Source organism: Methanolobus profundi (assembly GCF_900114835.1).
Classification (GTDB): Archaea; Halobacteriota; Methanosarcinia; order Methanosarcinales; family Methanosarcinaceae; genus Methanolobus; species Methanolobus profundi.
On record NZ_FOUJ01000004.1, the window covers coordinates 329,418 to 344,817 of the forward strand.

The window sequence follows — 15,400 nt, forward strand, 5'->3', positions numbered from 1 at the left end:
TGTGCACTAAACTCTAATGTACAGAAGAATAGTTTTGTATGCCCACTGGCTTTGTCAGGATGTTCAACTGAGCATATCAAATTAAATAGAACAGACTAAAATAATAGAGAAATAATGTGATATTAAGCTTCACTTGAAGGACACAGACCGCTCACAACGCAGATGCCGCACTTCGGACGTCTGGCAATGCATACATTCCTGCCATGAAGGATCAATGTCATGGAAAGGTTCTCAAGGTCTTTCTTTTCTGCAAGTTCCATGAGGTCAATTTCTATCTTCTTCGGATCAGTGTTAGTTGTGAACCCGAGTTTCTGTGAAAGGCGGGTCACATGGGTGTCCACTGCAATACCTTCGATTATATCGTATCCTCTTGCAAGTACGATATTCGCTGTTTTTCTGCCAACTCCGGGCAGTTTCAACAAGTTCTCCATTGTGTCAGGGACCTTTCCACCGAACTCTGTCAGGATCAGCTGTGCACTTCCTATGATGTGCTTTGCCTTCTGGTGGTAGAATCCTGTTGTGTAGATATCCTTTCCAAGCTCTGTAAGGTCAGCTTCAGCAAAATCCTCCACGTTCCTGTACCTTTTGAACAGCACCTGTGTTACCTTGTTCACCTGTTTATCAGTACACTGGGCTGAGAGGATCGTTGCGACCAGCAGTTCCAGTGGATTCTTAAAATGAAGCATAGGCTCAGCATTGGGATACTCGCCTTGCAGAAGTTTGAATATCTGGTTGAAATTATCTCGATTGTCAGGAACAGCGGAATTCATAGGCATGAAATGGATTATGGTATGATACTTCTTAGCTTTATTGAGTACCCCATTGTTTCCACTAGAACTAAAAATAATAACATGAACAATATTTTACGATGAATAAATAGGTGATAATATTTTATCGTAAATATAAGTTGACGGAATAATTCTCATATCCCAAAGCAATAAAAGTGAGGACTCTCTGAAAGTGAGTATTAGGATATAAAGCTAACGAATAGAAAACTGTCTTGAAAAATAAAAAGAAGAAAAGATACGGGTTTAGAGCCCGTAAACTTCAATGTTCTTGTTAGCGAGTGCCTGGATCTTAGCGATCTCTTCAGCTCCACCTTCCATGGTGAAAAGGTGCTTGAAACGACGCTGCATCTTAAGGTAGTCCTCGACCGGTCTGATGTTCTTGCCGATCTTTCTGACCTTGGTAACTTCGCCTTCTTCAACTTCGTACAGTGGCCAGAGACCTGTCTGTACTGCCATCTTGGCGACCTCTACGGTCTTTGAAGTGTCGAATCCCCATCCTGTGGTACATGGAGCATGTGCGTGAACATAGGTTGGACCTTCGATGTCTACAGCCTTCTTCACCTTGTTGATCATGTCCTTTGGATATCCTATGGATGTGGTTGCAACATATGGTGCACCGTGTGCTACCATAATAGCAGGCATGTTCTTCTTTGGTCTGTCGTTTCCGAAGGAAACCTTTCCAGCAGGGCTTGTTGTGGTTGATGCATTGAAAGGTGTTGCACCACTTCTCTGCACACCAGTGTTCATGTAAGCCTCGTTGTCGATACAGACGTAAGTGAGGTCGTGACCTCTCTCGAAGGCTCCTGAGATGGAACGCATACCGATATCAAGTGTTGCACCATCTCCTCCCATAACAAGTACCTTGGCTTTATCCGCTTTGCCGAGTGCCTTAAGAGCAGCCTCAACACCGGAGCCTACAGCAGCTGCATTCTCGAAAAGTGAGTGTACCCATGGTACATCCCATGCAGTTTCTGGGTATGGGGTGGTCATAACTTCAAGACATCCGGTAGGGTTGATGACTATACAGTCCTCTCCGGCGCCCATAAGTGCGAACTTTGCAGCCATTGCGTCACAGCAACCTGCACATCCTCTGTGTCCCGGGGCTAGAAGTGATTTCATAGTAGTTCCTCCTTCACATCAGTGAACTGGCTCTCGATCTTGATACCTGTCTTCATGACCTCTTCTGCTTCATCAATGATCTTCTCGATCGTGTCGATCTTGATGTCACGTCCACCGTGTCCTATCATATAGCCTACGACAGGTACTCTGATGTCAGTGTTGTAGAGTGAGGACTTTGTTTCGGTGAAGAGTGCACCTTCGTTAAGTCCGAGTGAGATGTTCTTGTCAAGCACAACAACTACCTTTGCATCCTTGACAACATTCTTGATAGCTTCAACAGGGAATGGTCTAAATGATCTGACCTTCAGAAGACCGACCTTTACATTCCTGTCTCTGAGTTTATCAATGACGTCCTTAATGGTTCCGACAATGGATCCCATTGCCATGATGATGATGTCTGCATCATCTGTTCGATACTCGTCAATAAGTCCTCCGTAGTATCTTCCGTATACGTCGTAGAATTCATTTGCTACATCCTCTATCTTCTTAAGGGCTTTCTGCATTGCCTGTTCCTGCAGGTACCTGAACTCTGTGTAGTAGTTAGGGTCTGCGAATGCTCCGAAGCTCAGTGGGTTCTTTGGATCAAGAACGTGCTCTGGCTCGTATGCAGGCAGGAATTCATCTGTGAGGTCCTGTTCAAGAAGTACAACAGGTTCGTAAACGTGTGAAAGGATAAAACCGTCCATACAGGTCATTGAAGGCATGAGGATGTCCTTGTCCTCTGATATCTTGTATGCCTGTGCGGTCATATCTGATATTTCCTGTGTGTTCTCTGCATAGAGCTGTAACCATCCGGTGTCTCTCTGGGAGATCGCATCCTGGTGGTCATTCCATATGCTGATAGGAGCACTGACAGCTCTGTTAGCGATGGTCATCACAACAGGGAGTCTCATACCTGAGATGTTGAACAGTACCTCATGCATAAGTTCAAGACCCTGTGAGGTTGTTGCTGAATAACATCTTGCACCGGCTGCTGAAGAACCTACAAGTGCAGAGAGTGCTGAGAACTCAGATTCTACATTGATGTATTCACAGTTTGGTATCTCACCGTCTGCCATGAATTGTGAGAGATCCTCTACAATGTGGGTCTGTGGTGTGATAGGATATGCTGAGATAACGTTTGGTCTGCAGACCTTAGCAGCGTGTGCAACAGCGTATGATCCTTCTACAACGACCATCTTGCTCTTATCAAGTTTGTTCTCTGGTGCCATTTATTTCTCCTCCAGGACCATTTCAATTGCGCTCTTTGGACATTCGTTCGCACAGATCCCACATCCTTTGCAGAAATCATAGTCGAACTCAAAGAATCCGTCATCCCTTGGGTTTATTGAACTGTCTGGACACAGGAGTTCGCATAACTTACATTTGATACATTTATCGTAGTCATAAACCGGCTTGAAAGTTCTCCATCCACCGGTCTTGTTGACCCTTGTGGTGCCTGCTTCACAGACCCCGCCTGGTAAGATAGTCATTTCTTAAGCCTCCTTCATCATATTGTATGCTTCCTGGATCGCTTCAGCGTTCTTGTCTCCGACTTTGCCAGGGAACCTTTCTTTTACAGCTTCCATAATGGATTCAGGCTGTATCTCGCCTGTTGCACCTGCAAAAGCACCAAGAAGGACGGTATTAACGATAGGTCTGCCGATAATGTCCAGTGCGATCTTTGTTGCATTCACTGTCATTATCTTTGCCTTTGTGTCGATGTCGAACTTGTCAGCATCGAAATCACTGTTGATAATAAGTATGCCGTCTTCCTTAAGACCACTTGCAACGTCCACGACTTCAAGGAGTGTTGGGTCCTGTACTATAACATAGTCTGGTTCGTAGATCTGGCTTCTGAGCCTGATGGGTTCATCGTTGATCCTTGTGAATGCCTGGACCGGTGCTCCCCTCCTTTCCACTCCGAATGCGGGGAAGGCCTGGCTGAATTTCCCGTCTGCAAAAGCAGCAACGGCCAAAAGTTCAGCAGCTGTGACAGAGCCCTGTCCACCTCGACCGTGTATTCGTATTTCTTTCATCTAGAATTCTCCATAAACCGTGTGTAAATAACAAATATAACAATTTATTCCGATAGCAAACGTTTTTATCGGTAACACTGCCGTACTGTGTCGAAGAATAGTGCCTAAAAAGCACCGTATTTTTCGTCAACTGACGTTAAATGCAATGTTTAATTGTGTAGAATCTATTAATTACTATTTAGTCTTTCGGTATTTTACACCGTTAATTACACAGACTTTAATAAAAAGTGAAAAATTAAAATAAGCCAGATGGTCTAATAAAAAGTATCAATCGGCATGTTTACACATTTCATCCAGACTTTGCAGGATATCTTCAATAGTATCAGACTCTGAAATACTTCTCCTTATATGTCTGCCATTTCTCATCCCACGGGTGAACCATTGTGCTTGCGCCTTTATGTGTACCGTATGCATCAGATCATACTCTTCCAGAAGCCTGAAGTATTCCCGGAGATCTGTAATTCTCTGGCTACATTTATTGTATTCCAGCATTTCCCCGGTCTCAAGGAAATGGGATATACGCTTGAAAAGGAAAGGATTGCCCATTGCAGCTCTGCCGATCATTATACCGTCACACTCAGTATATTCAAGTATCTGCTTTGCAGATATCTCATCAACGACATCCCCATTGGCGATCACAGGTATGCTCAGTTCCTGCTTTATCCTCCTCACATAGTCATGGTTCGCCTTGCCTGAATATTGCTGTTGCCTTGTTCTTCCGTGAACAGTGATCGCAGAAGCCCCTGCACTCTCTATCAGATGAGCTATCTCCAGTGTCTTCTCCATATCCTCAAGGATGCGTATCTTGGCAGTGACAGGAGTGGAGAGATCATCTGAGAGTTCCTTTACGATCTCATGTATCAGTTCCGGGGATCTTAGAAGAGCAGATCCGCAACCATCCTTTGTAAGAAGTCTTGCAGGGCAGCCAAAGTTTATGTCGATGATCTCAGGCTGGTATATCTCCTCTATCCGAAGGGCAGCCTTTGTCATAATTTCCGGTGAGTTTCCGAATATCTGGATCCCTAATGGTCGCTCATCCTCACAGCTCATACCACGACTGAGTGTCTTTTCATTCTCGTATATGACAGCGTCTGCACTGATCATTTCTGAGTATGTAATAGATGCTCCATATCTTTTGCACATAAGGCGGAACGGCAGATTGGTAACGTTTGCCATTGGAGCCAGCAGGATATTTCCGGGGATCTTAAGATCTGCAATTTTCATAGGGATCGTGTTGCTGGTGCCATTAGCAGTTCAATGGCACGTGTTTTTTGGATGTAGGTATATTTGTGATATTAACAGGGATCGTTCTATCGAAGGGTATACTAATATATAAGTAGGATGTATGGAAAAATCTATTGAAATTACTTGAAGTAACTCTTATTCCTTAACTACAAATACACAAAATAGAACAGGTTCATCTATGACTAAGATCTTAGCTTTTGTTGGAATGCCGGCCTCGGGCAAATCAGAGGCAGCATCCGTTCTTCGCCGCGCAGGTATCACTGTTATCAATATGGGAGATGTGATCAGGGAAGAGGTCGTCCGAAGGGGACTGGAACCTACTGATGCCAATACAGGTGGTGTCGGAACTGACCTTCGTGAGAAAGAAGGCAGAGATGCCGTTGCAAAGAGATGTATCCCAAAGATCAGGGATGCAGATGAGGATTTCATCGGAATAGATGGTGTTCGCAGTGTTCCCGAAGTAGAGCTTTTTAAAGAGGCATTCGGAGATGATTTTACACTTGTGTCCGTGGATTCTCCTCTTGAGATCAGGTTCGATCGTGTTCTTGCACGTAAGAGATGTGATGATATGAAGGACATCAGTGAGCTTAAGGTCAGGGATGATCGTGAACTTGGATGGGGTATGGGTGAAGCCATGGAGATCGCTGACCTTGTTGTCGAGAACAACAGCACCCTTGAGGAGTTCAGAAAAAAGATCACAGCACTTGTGGAATAAGTAGCAGGACCAGTTATTATGATAAAGGTTACAGTTTCAGTGGTTGTCAATCCCACAGAGAGCAAGGATAAGGTCTCCTCTGCTCTGAGCCAGTTATTCCCTGATATCGACTTCGATTACGAGGAAATGCCAGAAAAGAGTGGCCAGTTCATAGGTGAAAGTGATATCTATGGTCTTAAGAACATCCACCATATGATCAGGGAAGAAGAGATAATCGATACCTCCCGTACAAGACTCAATGTGGGTCTATCAGAGGATGGTCTGGAAACATCTTTCATCATCAGTAAACAGGTAGCTACTGTTGGACGCCTGAACTATCCGGCTCAGGCAGAACCCCTTGGCTCTATAGATGTGACCATCGAAGCAGATGATACGTCAGAAATGGAGAGGTTCTTCGACTGGCTTACACCTCCAACAGAGGCGGGGGTTCCTGATTTTGAAATGGATATAAAGGATGTATGAATATGAATGTCAGGAACCTGAGCTTCTCATCACGTGCAGCGGTGGAAGATCCGTTCAACTGGGCTTACAAGCTTGAGGATATCGGATATACCGGCTGGGAAATTGTACAGGAAGGCTCACAATGCCTCAATGATGAGAACATCCGGCAGGTTCGTGACATAACTGATACAACCAACCTTACTCTTACAATGCACCTGCCGTTCTCAGATATGAACCTGGCAGGTCTTAACACAGGGATACACGATGAAGTGATGCGTCAGATGGAATATTATCTGGAAATGGCATCAGATATCGTGGAGCTTGCAGTGCTGCACCCGGGTTATCTTTCTCCATATGGCAATCAGGTCCCTGACAGGGCCTGGGAGGTCAACATCGGATCAGTTCAGAGACTATGTGACTTTGCATCGGACAGAGGCATTCTCATTGCTGTTGAGAACATGCCGGATATCCCGAAGATCTACGGAAAGGTCCCTGATGAGATGCTTGAGATAATGGAACAGGTGGACAGGGAAAATGTTGGAATGACCCTTGATGTCGGACACGCCAACACAATGGGACTTGTGGATGAGTTCGTAGAGAAGTGCCTCGGTAAGATAAAGCACATGCACATCCATGACAACCACGGAGCCCATGATGAGCACCTTCCTCTTGGACAGGGCAGCATCGACTGGAAAAAGTTCATGGGTAGTATCTCAGATTACAAAGGCAGGCTTGTTACTGAGATGGGTAGTCTTGATGAGGGTAGGCAGTGTATCGAGTTTTTGAAAGGTCTCTGATCACCGAACATGAAAGTGTGAACTGATCACAAAATAAGGTGTATATTTTTCTTTTTATTCATCCAGTCTGCCATGCCTGCGGTCTATATCGTCAAGCTGGTCCAGCATCTTTCGTAATGCTGTCCTTATGGCATCGGCCTGTGTAACGAACTTCTTGTTATCTCCTATGTGCCTGCTAAGGTCATCAAGAAGCTCCTGTGGGATATCAACACTCACTTTTGGCATAGTTATACTTCCGTCTTTGAGAACGAAGATAGATTAGTCTAATGGGATTTAATCTTTTAGAAGTAAGAAACATTTCGATGGATAAAAGAGTTAGAAACAGTAATATTATAAGATGCGAGCCGGAAGGGAGTTGAACCCTTGGCCTACGGATTAAGAGTCCGTCGCTCTGCCTGGCTAAGCTACCGGCCCGCGTTGTTCTGCTCAGTTGAGCGAGACACCCATACGTACTAGCCTGATATATACGTTTCGGTGAAACAGGTAAAAAGCAGATATTTTGCCTCCATTTAAGAGTTATTTCCTATATTTTTTTCAATTCAGAAGCAGATATCTTAGTTATGGATCAGTTTTTTCTCAATTAAGGGAAATACCTGTTAAAATAGAAACACTTATGTATAAATAAATGCAGTCAGTTTGTTGGAGTTTTTATAATGTATTGTCCCCATTGTGGTAATTTTAACGAGGATACTGCGGTCTCATGCAGTACATGTGGTAATAGCCTGAGAGGAGGAATATCTTCCACACTTTCCGGTGACTTCCCTTATGTTGGCTTCTGGCCAAGGCTTGCTGCAGCGATAGTCGATGCGGTCATATTGAACATTGTTACATACATTGTTACTACAGCCGTAATGATGGCTTTTGGAGATGCGGTCTTTACAGGTATTGCAATATCCTATGCCCTGTCCCTTGGAATAGGCATTCTTTACTTTGCCGGTCTTGAAAGCTCAGAAAAGCAGGCAACCTTTGGTAAGCAGGCTCTGGGGATCAAAGTAGTAGATATAGAGGGCAATAGAATATCGTTTGGAAAGGCCATTCTCAGATATATAACTAAGATCATAACAGGTCTCATGCTTGGTCTTGGATACTTTGCTATAATCTTCTCCGAAAAGAAGCAGGGTCTCTATGATATGATAGCACAGACCTATGTTGTATATAATAAGTAAGCTTCCATGATGGAAGCTACTATTTTTTATTGTTTTTTATCCCAGCCAGATCCCAGTAATTTCAGATATGCTTCACAACACACCGTGAAAGTCCCATTATCTCGACCATGTCACTGTTATCAGGACTCTGAATGATCATCTGTCCTTTCTTGAGGTATGGGATACGTTTCTCAAACTCTTTTTTAACCTTCATTGTACTGATCGCAGCATCGTTGCTGAGATTGAGGATAACTCGAGTGTTGATCTGCTTGAAGATCGTGTCATCAATGTCCTGTGGGTCCTGTGTGATCAGGAAAAGTCCCAGACCTTCCTTTCTTCCCTGACGTGCAGCGTCGGCGAACTTGGAGATGAGCCTCCTTGAATGCTCTCCGCCTGCCTTTGCAAGATAGCGGTGTGCTTCATCAAGTCCAAGAATGATAGGCGTGTCCTTTACGGCAGCCTCACCTGAAGTGCTCAGTTTGTTATCAACTATCAGGCTCATCAAAGTGAGGGTTATGATATCACGTATACGTGTGTTAGTGATGTACTCTGTGGGGAACACACTGACCTGTCCCGGTTTGAATATCTGCTCAAGCATCTCGGAGATCGGTCTTGCAGGCTGGTCGAACACTTTTGCAAGGGCACGGTTCTTTACCCTGCGTACGATACCATCATACGATGATTCGTGTATCTTGTGTGTTTCCTCAGTGTAATAGTTCCTTGTGATATCATCATCGATAAAGTCAGTAAAACCAATGTATGTGTGTTTTCCGCCCTTTTTGAAGTAATCCTCAAGAAGCACATCTATGCCCACATATTGCAGCTCTGTCATACCAACAGGTGCTATGAGCCATGAATTATTACGTACCATCTCGAATGGGATAGTGAACTCTATCTGTTCTGCCCTTGACCTGCCTGTGTAGCCTTCACCATTGATCTTGGCTACAAAGGTCTTCGTATTCCTGCAGGCACCGAAATTGACCTTCTCAGCCCTGAATTTGAAATCATCCTCATCTGTTATCTCTGGGTTGTCCTCGAACAACTGGGAATACTCATCCTGCGGGTCCATCACCACAAGACATGGATTCCTCCTTTCCTCAGAGCCACGAAGCTTGTAGCGATTGTCTTCGCTCATGAATTGACGCAGTATATTCTTTGTCAGGAAGGTCTTTCCTGTACCAGTACTACCACAGACCAGCATGTGTCTGAATATCAGCGGATCACCCATTGAGTAGTCATTTCTCATGTAATATGGAACTGTAGGAGGTACTGCATGTGTCCTGACAAGCTCACCACCAACGCTCAGGTGTCCCATGAATATCCCTTCCTCCGGTATATTGAGACCTGTCTGTATCTTCTTCTTATCAGTGACTGGTAGTATCGGAGTGTTGGGACGTGGTATCCTGTCGCTCATTCTTCTGGAAAGCCCTGTACCTTTACCATTGGGCTCGTAAAGGATGCATGTAGGGTCAAGGTATGCCAGGAACTTGTAATCCACCTCATCGGTGGTATTGGACTTCAGCATCCTTCTGGAATGTATCTCTGTAGCATCGTCAACTGCGAATTCCTGCAAGTACTGGAGTTTCCATATCCTTGCGAACAGGTCCTCATCTCCGTATGGGACCATGACATAGGTTCCAAGTCTCACTTTCTGGCGATGGGAAGTTGTGATGTATCCGGTGATCCTTGCACCTGCTTCAGTGATCTCCAGGGGATCGATACCAGTTGTTATTATTCCAAATGCCTCATCTGATACACCATTCTCACTTTGTGATGGAACGGCAGGCCCCGGTTCGAAATCCTCGAACATCTCCTTTTCTTCTTCCACACCTGCAGCAACATCAGCTTTTGCTTCTTTCTCAGCTTTGTTATCTGTAGTTTCCCTGTCCCTTGCAAAAGAAAGTATATCCTCATCTCTCATATTTCTCATCCCACCTGGTATCATTATAATTTGTATCTATTCTGGAGTTCCTGAACCTGTCTATTATATGTTTTCTTTCCGGGACAGGTATCTTTGCTATCGTATCTGCTTTTGACAGGGTCTTTGGTATGCCGTTCAGTGCCAGATCGTAGAGCACCTTCCTTGTTATCATGTTCCTCATGTCGTCGTTCTTCACAAGTCCGTAGGGTGATTCGATCTTGAACATTGTGTTGAGCTTGGGGACAAATACCATGAAGAAACTGAGCGCATAATCCTCTGCGTCGAATTTACCGGTAGCAAGATCTGCTACCAGTGGAGATGTTGACTTTAGCATCTTCTCGTAGAACTGGTTTGGCTGAACGAACCAGTTAGTGTAGGTGATATATCTGCCAGTTGCTCTTCGGTCCATTCCCGTTCTTTCAAGAGACAGGGCATTCTTGAAGAACTGTGCATCTACAAGCCATGGAATATCGATTCCGGGATCATGCTTTTTGAGTGCCAGCATTATCTGGATGTCCTCAGGGTTCTTGACAAATCCCACCAGAGGCTTTTTCTTTTCGATATGATGGTCCATTATATCGATATAGTTCTGGATTATCTTTCTGCCACTTGGGTCCGTTCTTATGTCCACCTCATCGGAATTCACTACCATCCAGTACATGACCCTTTTAGGATAGATAGGACCGTCCATTATGAAGAAACTCTCACTTTCCAGTCGTTCAAGCATCCAGAGTATGTGCTCTGACTCACTCAGGTAAAGTGCCACATCGTGCAGGATATCCGTTACCTTCTTTTTAAGCAGGCCCGGCTGGATTCGGATTATCTTCTTTCTTCCTGAACCGTTATCAAAGGATTCCCAGTCCTTGCTTGTATTGATATACACTTTTTCGCTGGAAGTGTATGCTGCTGCCACTATGGTCCTCTTGTCATGTATATCGAGGTCAGAAGGAGTGCTTGCCATGGCACAGTGGCAGAGATCGACATAAAGTCCGTTATCGAATGTCTTTGCAGTGGTACTTCCACTGTCGCATGAATATGTTAATGGAAAAGGGTCTTCTGCCTGTAGCATCCTCTCGATACTTGCTTTCCCGCGTGTCACCGGTCCGATCGATCTCAGGACTACCTTACCATCATATTCCAGTTTCCTGAGACGCTCAAGGATATTGGATATCCTTTCAGTATCGTCATTATCGTTGTCATCCTTTTTGAAGCAGACATCGATGCGATCGACCATCTCATGTATCTCTTTTATGTGAACCGGTTCAAGGGTCATGGTATGGAATAGTATCTGAATGATAATATTATTTTGTATCGATGGTCACAATTTGAAATGATCCTGTGGTGTTCATGTATGGAAATCAATTTTATTTTTTCTTTCAAAAATAGTCGGAAAACTAAATAAGTGCTGAAAGAGTGTGTTTGGAATATAAGGTTAAATAAAGTTGATTAAAGGTAAACTATATTTTTTGAAAACCCTTATATAGTAATCCAATAAGAGTTATGTTACATATATAAAGCTCTTCGATAGTGTTTCTATTGGAGTTTCATTCTTATTTATAAAGAGAGGTAGTAGTTATGGAAAGTTATCAAATATTCCTTATATTGATGGCAGTCTACTTGTTAGGGCTGATCGGTATAGGATTGTATTTCACTAAACGTCAGAGGTCTGTGACAGATTTCTGGCTCGCAGGTCGTAAAATAAGTGCTGTAGGAATTGGTTTCTCGGCAGCATCATCGTGGATGACGGCAGGAGGTATCCTGGCAGTTATCGGTCTTTACATGGTGCTTGGAATGGGTTCCATATGGAGCTTTGTAGCCCCTAATATCCTTGCATTGCTTCTTATCGCCCTTTTCGTTGGTAAGATAAAGCATCTGCCAGCGATCACACAGCCAGAACTCCTGGAACAGAGGTTCAGCAGTGCTATCCGTGGTCCTGTAGCAATTATCATTGCAATAGTAATGGCTCTTTTCGCGGTTGCTGATATCAAAGGTTTTTCACTTGTACTCAGTATCTTCTTCGGTCTTGAACCGATCTATGCAGCAGCCATCGTCGCTCTTGCGATCTCAGTATATGTGACCCTTGGTGGTTTCTCAGCAGTTATCTGGACAGATATGATCCAGTTCATAATGCTTGCAACCTTCTCGATCATAATCGCCTTTGTACTTGTAACTGCAGCAACATCAGGTTCTGCTGATGCAACTGCTATGACAACATCCGATCTTTTCGGTGATGTACCTTCAGGATGGTGGAATCCGTTCGTTGTAGGTATCCCGGCGGTCCTGATAGCTATATTCGCCATCATCCCAGGATGGATCACAGAGCAGGACCCATGGCAAAGGATCTGGGCAGCAAAGGATGAGAGGTCAGCAAGGCTTGGTATGGTCCTTGGTTCATTCCTCATTTTCCTTATCTTCGGTGTAGCATGTACTGCTATCGCGATAAGTCTTAACCACATCTATCCTGAGATACCGGCTTCATTTGCAGATATCGGAATGGGTGCAATGGCGGCAGCAGAACCCGCTCTTCTTGTCTACATTGTAAGCACTCTTTCACCAATTGCGATCGGTCTTTGTGCAGTCGGTCTTGCAGCAGCTGCAATGTCCTCTGCTGATACCTTTGCAACATCAGGTGGTTCCTGTCTTTCACGTGACATCTATCAGAGATACATAAAACCTGATGCAACCATGAAACAGATGATGAAAATAAACAGGATAAGTGTCCTGATCATCGTCGCACTGGCAACTGTACTTTCTTTCTACATTGACAGTATAATCGATGTTATCCACATTGCAACCTTCATTGCAAGTGCATCCTATTTCTTCCCTCTCATGGGAGGTCTTTACTGGAAGCGTGCAACCAAGCAAGGTGCTCTTGCAGGACTTATCGTTGGTGCTATCGTGCAGATCGGTCTGACAGCTGTGGACCTGGCAAATACTGAGCCATTCGCACTGGCCTACCTTGATTCGATCCACCCTGTGCTCTCTAACCACGGTGTCATTGTGGGAATGCTTGCAAGTGGAATAGCTTTCTTCGGTGTGTCACTGGCAACAAAACCATCCAGTACTGTAAACCTTGCTCCGTTCTTCCCTGATGAGGCAGAGAAACTGGAGAAAGAGGCTATGATCGTGGATGAGTCCGATCTTGAGTACAAGAAGCTTCTTGATGTAATTGAGAAGGAGGTTACAGGAGACCGTGCGATCGTCAAGTTGAACCTAGAGGCATCTGCAACTATAAACTGGGACAGGTTCATTACCGAGCTTAAGGAGATCCATCCATCATGGGTAACTCCAGCCGGAAAGGACTCTGTTTACAGATTGACAAAAGCAGATATGCTGGCATGTGTCTCACTTACCCGTGGTGACAGTGAGAAAGAACTCTGGTTCGCAGCAGAACCAATGGCCTCAGATCTTGATCTTAGTGTCAAGGAATTCCTGATAGCCTTCAAGCAGGTTGCAGAGGCACTGGCAAATGTCGGTCTGTTAATGACCCTGCCATCAGGGGATAACTGAGATCCAGTATAGTTTCGTTCTTAAGCTCCGGACAGGTTCCGGAGTAACTATTTTTTCTTCTGTATTTTATTTTGAGTTAAATAAATAACATTTTCAGATATTTATTTACTTCATATATATTATGGACCTATAATATTCAGAACTTATATCTATGGCAAATTCCATAATATAAAATGTGGTACCAATGGAAATCAAAAATCCTATACTGAACATTGAAATGACTGAAGAGAACAGAGATAAGATCCGATCATTGAAGGAAGACTTTGAAAAGCTGAGCACTGAAGAAAAGCTCGATGTAGTGGAACTTCAGAACGTGATGCTCCAAAAGGTTTCCAACCACCGGGACATGTATGGTATTCCTGCAGAGACCAGGAAGGCCGAGAGAGATCCAAATGATATCATCTCACATATGTCATCAAAGTCACTGGATTATTCCCAGACATGTATAAATTATTACATGTCAAAGATCAGCTCTGCACTTAAGAAATAAAGCGGTATACTAGCCGTTTTTATCCCCTTTTCTTTTTGGGTAATTGTTCTGGTAGTGTAAACTCTCATTTTCTTTTACTATTACATGTCATCACTCAAAACCTATAAGTTAAATACATGTCAATAATGCTGGCATGGCAGAGATCATCTTCGACGATATTGGCAGTTTTCCCCTTCCGGCAGGTATATCCAAAGAGTGGATGGCAGGTAAGTTCTCAGAGAAGAGAAATGATGAGGACCTGTTCAAGGTCATCAATGATGCTTTCCTGAAGAAGGTTGAAGCAGGTGTAGAGGTTCCTACATATCCGCAATATCAGGATATGAATGAGCAGTTCCTGTCAGTTATCAGGGATCCTGAATGTACTGAGGAACCATTCAAAGTAAAGACATCTGATGCCCGTATCCTTGAGCTTGAAGCCATTGAAGAGGTTGCCAGGACCTACAGGGAAGAACATGGAGAAAAGCTTGATGTCCGTGTATGTGTCACCGGTCCTCTTGAACTCTATCTTAAGGAATTTGGCGGCACCGAGTATGTCGATATACTGAACCTGTTAGGAGAGAGTGTGGACCGTTTTGTGAAGAACTCACTTTCAAATGCAAAGGACTTCAATATAAAGACAATTTCCATAGATGAGCCAAGTATCGGTATCAATCCTCAGGTCATGTTCTCTGACAATGACCTTATCAAAGCAATGGACATTGCATGCAGTTCTGCCAGAAAGGCCGGTTGCGATGTGGAGATCCATCTTCATTCACCATTGCATTATAAACTTGCATGCCAGACCGAGAATATCAGCGTCATCGGTGTCGAATCTGCAGCAACTCCATCCTATCTTGACCTTATCGATAAAAAGGAACTTGAGGACAGTGATTCCTATATGAGGGTCGGGATCGCAAGGACGGATATCTTCAACCTTGTTGCAGTGCTTAACGATAAATATGACACCAATGTCTGGAAGGAAACCCAATACTTCCCCGAGATCATCAATGATATGGAAACTCCTGAGATCATCTCAAAGAGACTTTCAAAGGCTTACTCAATGTTCGGTGAGAGTATAAAGTACGCAGGTCCCGACTGTGGTCTGGGTTCATGGCCATCACAGGAGATGGCAGCTCAGTTATTCTCTAATGTTAAAGAGGGTATGGATGATTTCAGGAAAGGGTTGTAAGGATTATTTTAGACCGATCATCCATTTGTAAGTATCCAGATTC

The 15,400-nt window shown here is 44.1% G+C and carries 16 protein-coding genes and 1 tRNA gene; 7 read left to right on the plus strand and 10 right to left on the minus strand.

Annotated elements, in window-relative coordinates:
• Window positions 1-122 precede the first annotated feature (122 nt).
• The 6 genes from nth to dusB form a co-directional block, all read right to left on the minus strand.
• On the minus strand, window positions 123-776 hold the full coding sequence (gene nth, locus BM008_RS10895; RefSeq protein WP_091936863.1) for an endonuclease III: 654 nt from the start codon (window positions 774-776) through the stop codon (window positions 123-125).
• A 255-nt stretch (window positions 777-1,031) separates the two neighbouring features.
• Window positions 1,032-1,907 (minus strand): pyruvate synthase subunit PorB, encoded by an 876-nt coding sequence (porB, locus tag BM008_RS10900; RefSeq protein WP_091936865.1) that lies wholly within the window; start codon window positions 1,905-1,907, stop codon window positions 1,032-1,034.
• Entirely contained in the window at window positions 1,904-3,118 is a 1,215-nt protein-coding gene (gene porA / locus BM008_RS10905) for a pyruvate synthase subunit PorA (protein ID WP_091936867.1), read from the minus strand. Before porA ends, porB begins: the two co-directional genes overlap by 4 nt.
• Window positions 3,119-3,379: a pyruvate synthase subunit PorD gene (gene porD / locus BM008_RS10910; RefSeq protein WP_091936869.1), complete on the minus strand. Its 261-nt coding sequence runs from the start codon at window positions 3,377-3,379 to the stop codon at window positions 3,119-3,121.
• Window positions 3,380-3,382: 3 nt separating this feature from the next.
• The gene (locus tag BM008_RS10915; RefSeq protein WP_091936871.1) at window positions 3,383-3,925 is read right to left on the minus strand and encodes a pyruvate ferredoxin oxidoreductase subunit gamma; all 543 of its coding nucleotides are present in this window, start codon (window positions 3,923-3,925) and stop codon (window positions 3,383-3,385) included.
• Window positions 3,926-4,192: 267 nt separating this feature from the next.
• Complete coding sequence (dusB, locus tag BM008_RS10920; protein WP_091936873.1) at window positions 4,193-5,149, minus strand: tRNA dihydrouridine synthase DusB; 957 nt, start codon at window positions 5,147-5,149, stop codon at window positions 4,193-4,195.
• A gap of 199 nt (window positions 5,150-5,348) precedes the next feature.
• Here dusB and BM008_RS10925 point away from each other — a divergent pair, with 199 nt between their 5' ends.
• Genes BM008_RS10925 through BM008_RS10935 form a run of 3 tightly spaced genes read left to right on the plus strand, consistent with a single transcriptional unit; the run spans window position 5,349 to window position 7,123 of the window.
• Window positions 5,349-5,885 carry an AAA family ATPase gene (locus tag BM008_RS10925; protein ID WP_091936875.1) on the plus strand — a complete coding sequence of 179 codons (537 nt, stop codon included), beginning with the start codon at window positions 5,349-5,351 and terminating at the stop codon, window positions 5,883-5,885.
• An 18-nt stretch (window positions 5,886-5,903) separates the two neighbouring features.
• Complete coding sequence (locus BM008_RS10930) at window positions 5,904-6,347, plus strand: RNA-binding domain-containing protein (protein WP_091936877.1); 444 nt, start codon at window positions 5,904-5,906, stop codon at window positions 6,345-6,347.
• 2 nt (window positions 6,348-6,349) lie between these two features.
• Complete coding sequence (locus tag BM008_RS10935; RefSeq protein ID WP_091937004.1) at window positions 6,350-7,123, plus strand: sugar phosphate isomerase/epimerase family protein; 774 nt, start codon at window positions 6,350-6,352, stop codon at window positions 7,121-7,123.
• A gap of 54 nt (window positions 7,124-7,177) precedes the next feature.
• Here the strand turns inward: BM008_RS10935 and BM008_RS10940 are convergent, their stop codons facing one another.
• Window positions 7,178-7,348 (minus strand): ribbon-helix-helix domain-containing protein, encoded by a 171-nt coding sequence (locus tag BM008_RS10940; RefSeq protein ID WP_091936879.1) that lies wholly within the window; start codon window positions 7,346-7,348, stop codon window positions 7,178-7,180.
• A gap of 115 nt (window positions 7,349-7,463) precedes the next feature.
• Window positions 7,464-7,537 (minus strand) — tRNA-Lys (locus BM008_RS10945).
• A 239-nt stretch (window positions 7,538-7,776) separates the two neighbouring features.
• On the opposite strand from BM008_RS10945, the gene BM008_RS10950 reads away from it, so the two are divergent.
• Window positions 7,777-8,289 carry an RDD family protein gene (locus BM008_RS10950; RefSeq protein WP_091936881.1) on the plus strand — a complete coding sequence of 171 codons (513 nt, stop codon included), beginning with the start codon at window positions 7,777-7,779 and terminating at the stop codon, window positions 8,287-8,289.
• A gap of 61 nt (window positions 8,290-8,350) precedes the next feature.
• Here the strand turns inward: BM008_RS10950 and BM008_RS10955 are convergent, their stop codons facing one another.
• Window positions 8,351-10,189: an ATP-binding protein gene (locus BM008_RS10955; RefSeq protein WP_091936882.1), complete on the minus strand. Its 1,839-nt coding sequence runs from the start codon at window positions 10,187-10,189 to the stop codon at window positions 8,351-8,353.
• Window positions 10,179-11,462, minus strand: a complete 1,284-nt coding sequence (locus BM008_RS10960) for a DNA double-strand break repair nuclease NurA (RefSeq protein ID WP_091936884.1) — start codon at window positions 11,460-11,462, stop codon at window positions 10,179-10,181. The genes BM008_RS10955 and BM008_RS10960 overlap by 11 nt, the downstream gene beginning before the upstream one ends.
• 302 nt (window positions 11,463-11,764) lie before the next feature.
• Between BM008_RS10960 and BM008_RS10965 the strand changes: the two genes are divergently transcribed.
• The 3 genes from BM008_RS10965 (at window position 11,765) to BM008_RS10975 (ending at window position 15,357) form a co-directional block, all read left to right on the plus strand.
• Entirely contained in the window at window positions 11,765-13,699 is a 1,935-nt protein-coding gene (locus BM008_RS10965; protein ID WP_091936886.1) for a sodium:solute symporter family protein, read from the plus strand.
• A 184-nt stretch (window positions 13,700-13,883) separates the two neighbouring features.
• Entirely contained in the window at window positions 13,884-14,189 is a 306-nt protein-coding gene (locus tag BM008_RS10970) for a hypothetical protein (protein ID WP_091936888.1), read from the plus strand.
• Window positions 14,190-14,322: 133 nt separating this feature from the next.
• A complete protein-coding gene (locus BM008_RS10975; protein WP_091936890.1) occupies window positions 14,323-15,357 on the plus strand; it encodes a methionine synthase in 1,035 nt (344 codons plus the stop codon).
• Window positions 15,358-15,400 lie beyond the last annotated feature (43 nt).

Coding starts and splice junctions, on each gene's coding strand:
- BM008_RS10975 (WP_091936890.1), top strand. CDS start 14,323: ATGGCAGAGATCATCTTCGACGATATTGGCAGTTTTCCCCTTCCGGCA.
- nth (WP_091936863.1), bottom strand. CDS start 776: ATGCCTATGAATTCCGCTGTTCCTGACAATCGAGATAATTTCAACCAG.
- BM008_RS10965 (WP_091936886.1), top strand. CDS start 11,765: ATGGAAAGTTATCAAATATTCCTTATATTGATGGCAGTCTACTTGTTA.
- BM008_RS10950 (WP_091936881.1), top strand. CDS start 7,777: ATGTATTGTCCCCATTGTGGTAATTTTAACGAGGATACTGCGGTCTCA.
- BM008_RS10925 (WP_091936875.1), top strand. CDS start 5,349: ATGACTAAGATCTTAGCTTTTGTTGGAATGCCGGCCTCGGGCAAATCA.
- BM008_RS10970 (WP_091936888.1), top strand. CDS start 13,884: ATGGAAATCAAAAATCCTATACTGAACATTGAAATGACTGAAGAGAAC.
- BM008_RS10930 (WP_091936877.1), top strand. CDS start 5,904: ATGATAAAGGTTACAGTTTCAGTGGTTGTCAATCCCACAGAGAGCAAG.
- BM008_RS10915 (WP_091936871.1), bottom strand. CDS start 3,925: ATGAAAGAAATACGAATACACGGTCGAGGTGGACAGGGCTCTGTCACA.
- porD (WP_091936869.1), bottom strand. CDS start 3,379: ATGACTATCTTACCAGGCGGGGTCTGTGAAGCAGGCACCACAAGGGTC.
- BM008_RS10940 (WP_091936879.1), bottom strand. CDS start 7,348: ATGCCAAAAGTGAGTGTTGATATCCCACAGGAGCTTCTTGATGACCTT.
- BM008_RS10960 (WP_091936884.1), bottom strand. CDS start 11,462: ATGACCCTTGAACCGGTTCACATAAAAGAGATACATGAGATGGTCGAT.
- porA (WP_091936867.1), bottom strand. CDS start 3,118: ATGGCACCAGAGAACAAACTTGATAAGAGCAAGATGGTCGTTGTAGAA.
- BM008_RS10935 (WP_091937004.1), top strand. CDS start 6,350: ATGAATGTCAGGAACCTGAGCTTCTCATCACGTGCAGCGGTGGAAGAT.
- BM008_RS10955 (WP_091936882.1), bottom strand. CDS start 10,189: ATGAGAGATGAGGATATACTTTCTTTTGCAAGGGACAGGGAAACTACA.
- porB (WP_091936865.1), bottom strand. CDS start 1,907: ATGAAATCACTTCTAGCCCCGGGACACAGAGGATGTGCAGGTTGCTGT.
- dusB (WP_091936873.1), bottom strand. CDS start 5,149: ATGAAAATTGCAGATCTTAAGATCCCCGGAAATATCCTGCTGGCTCCA.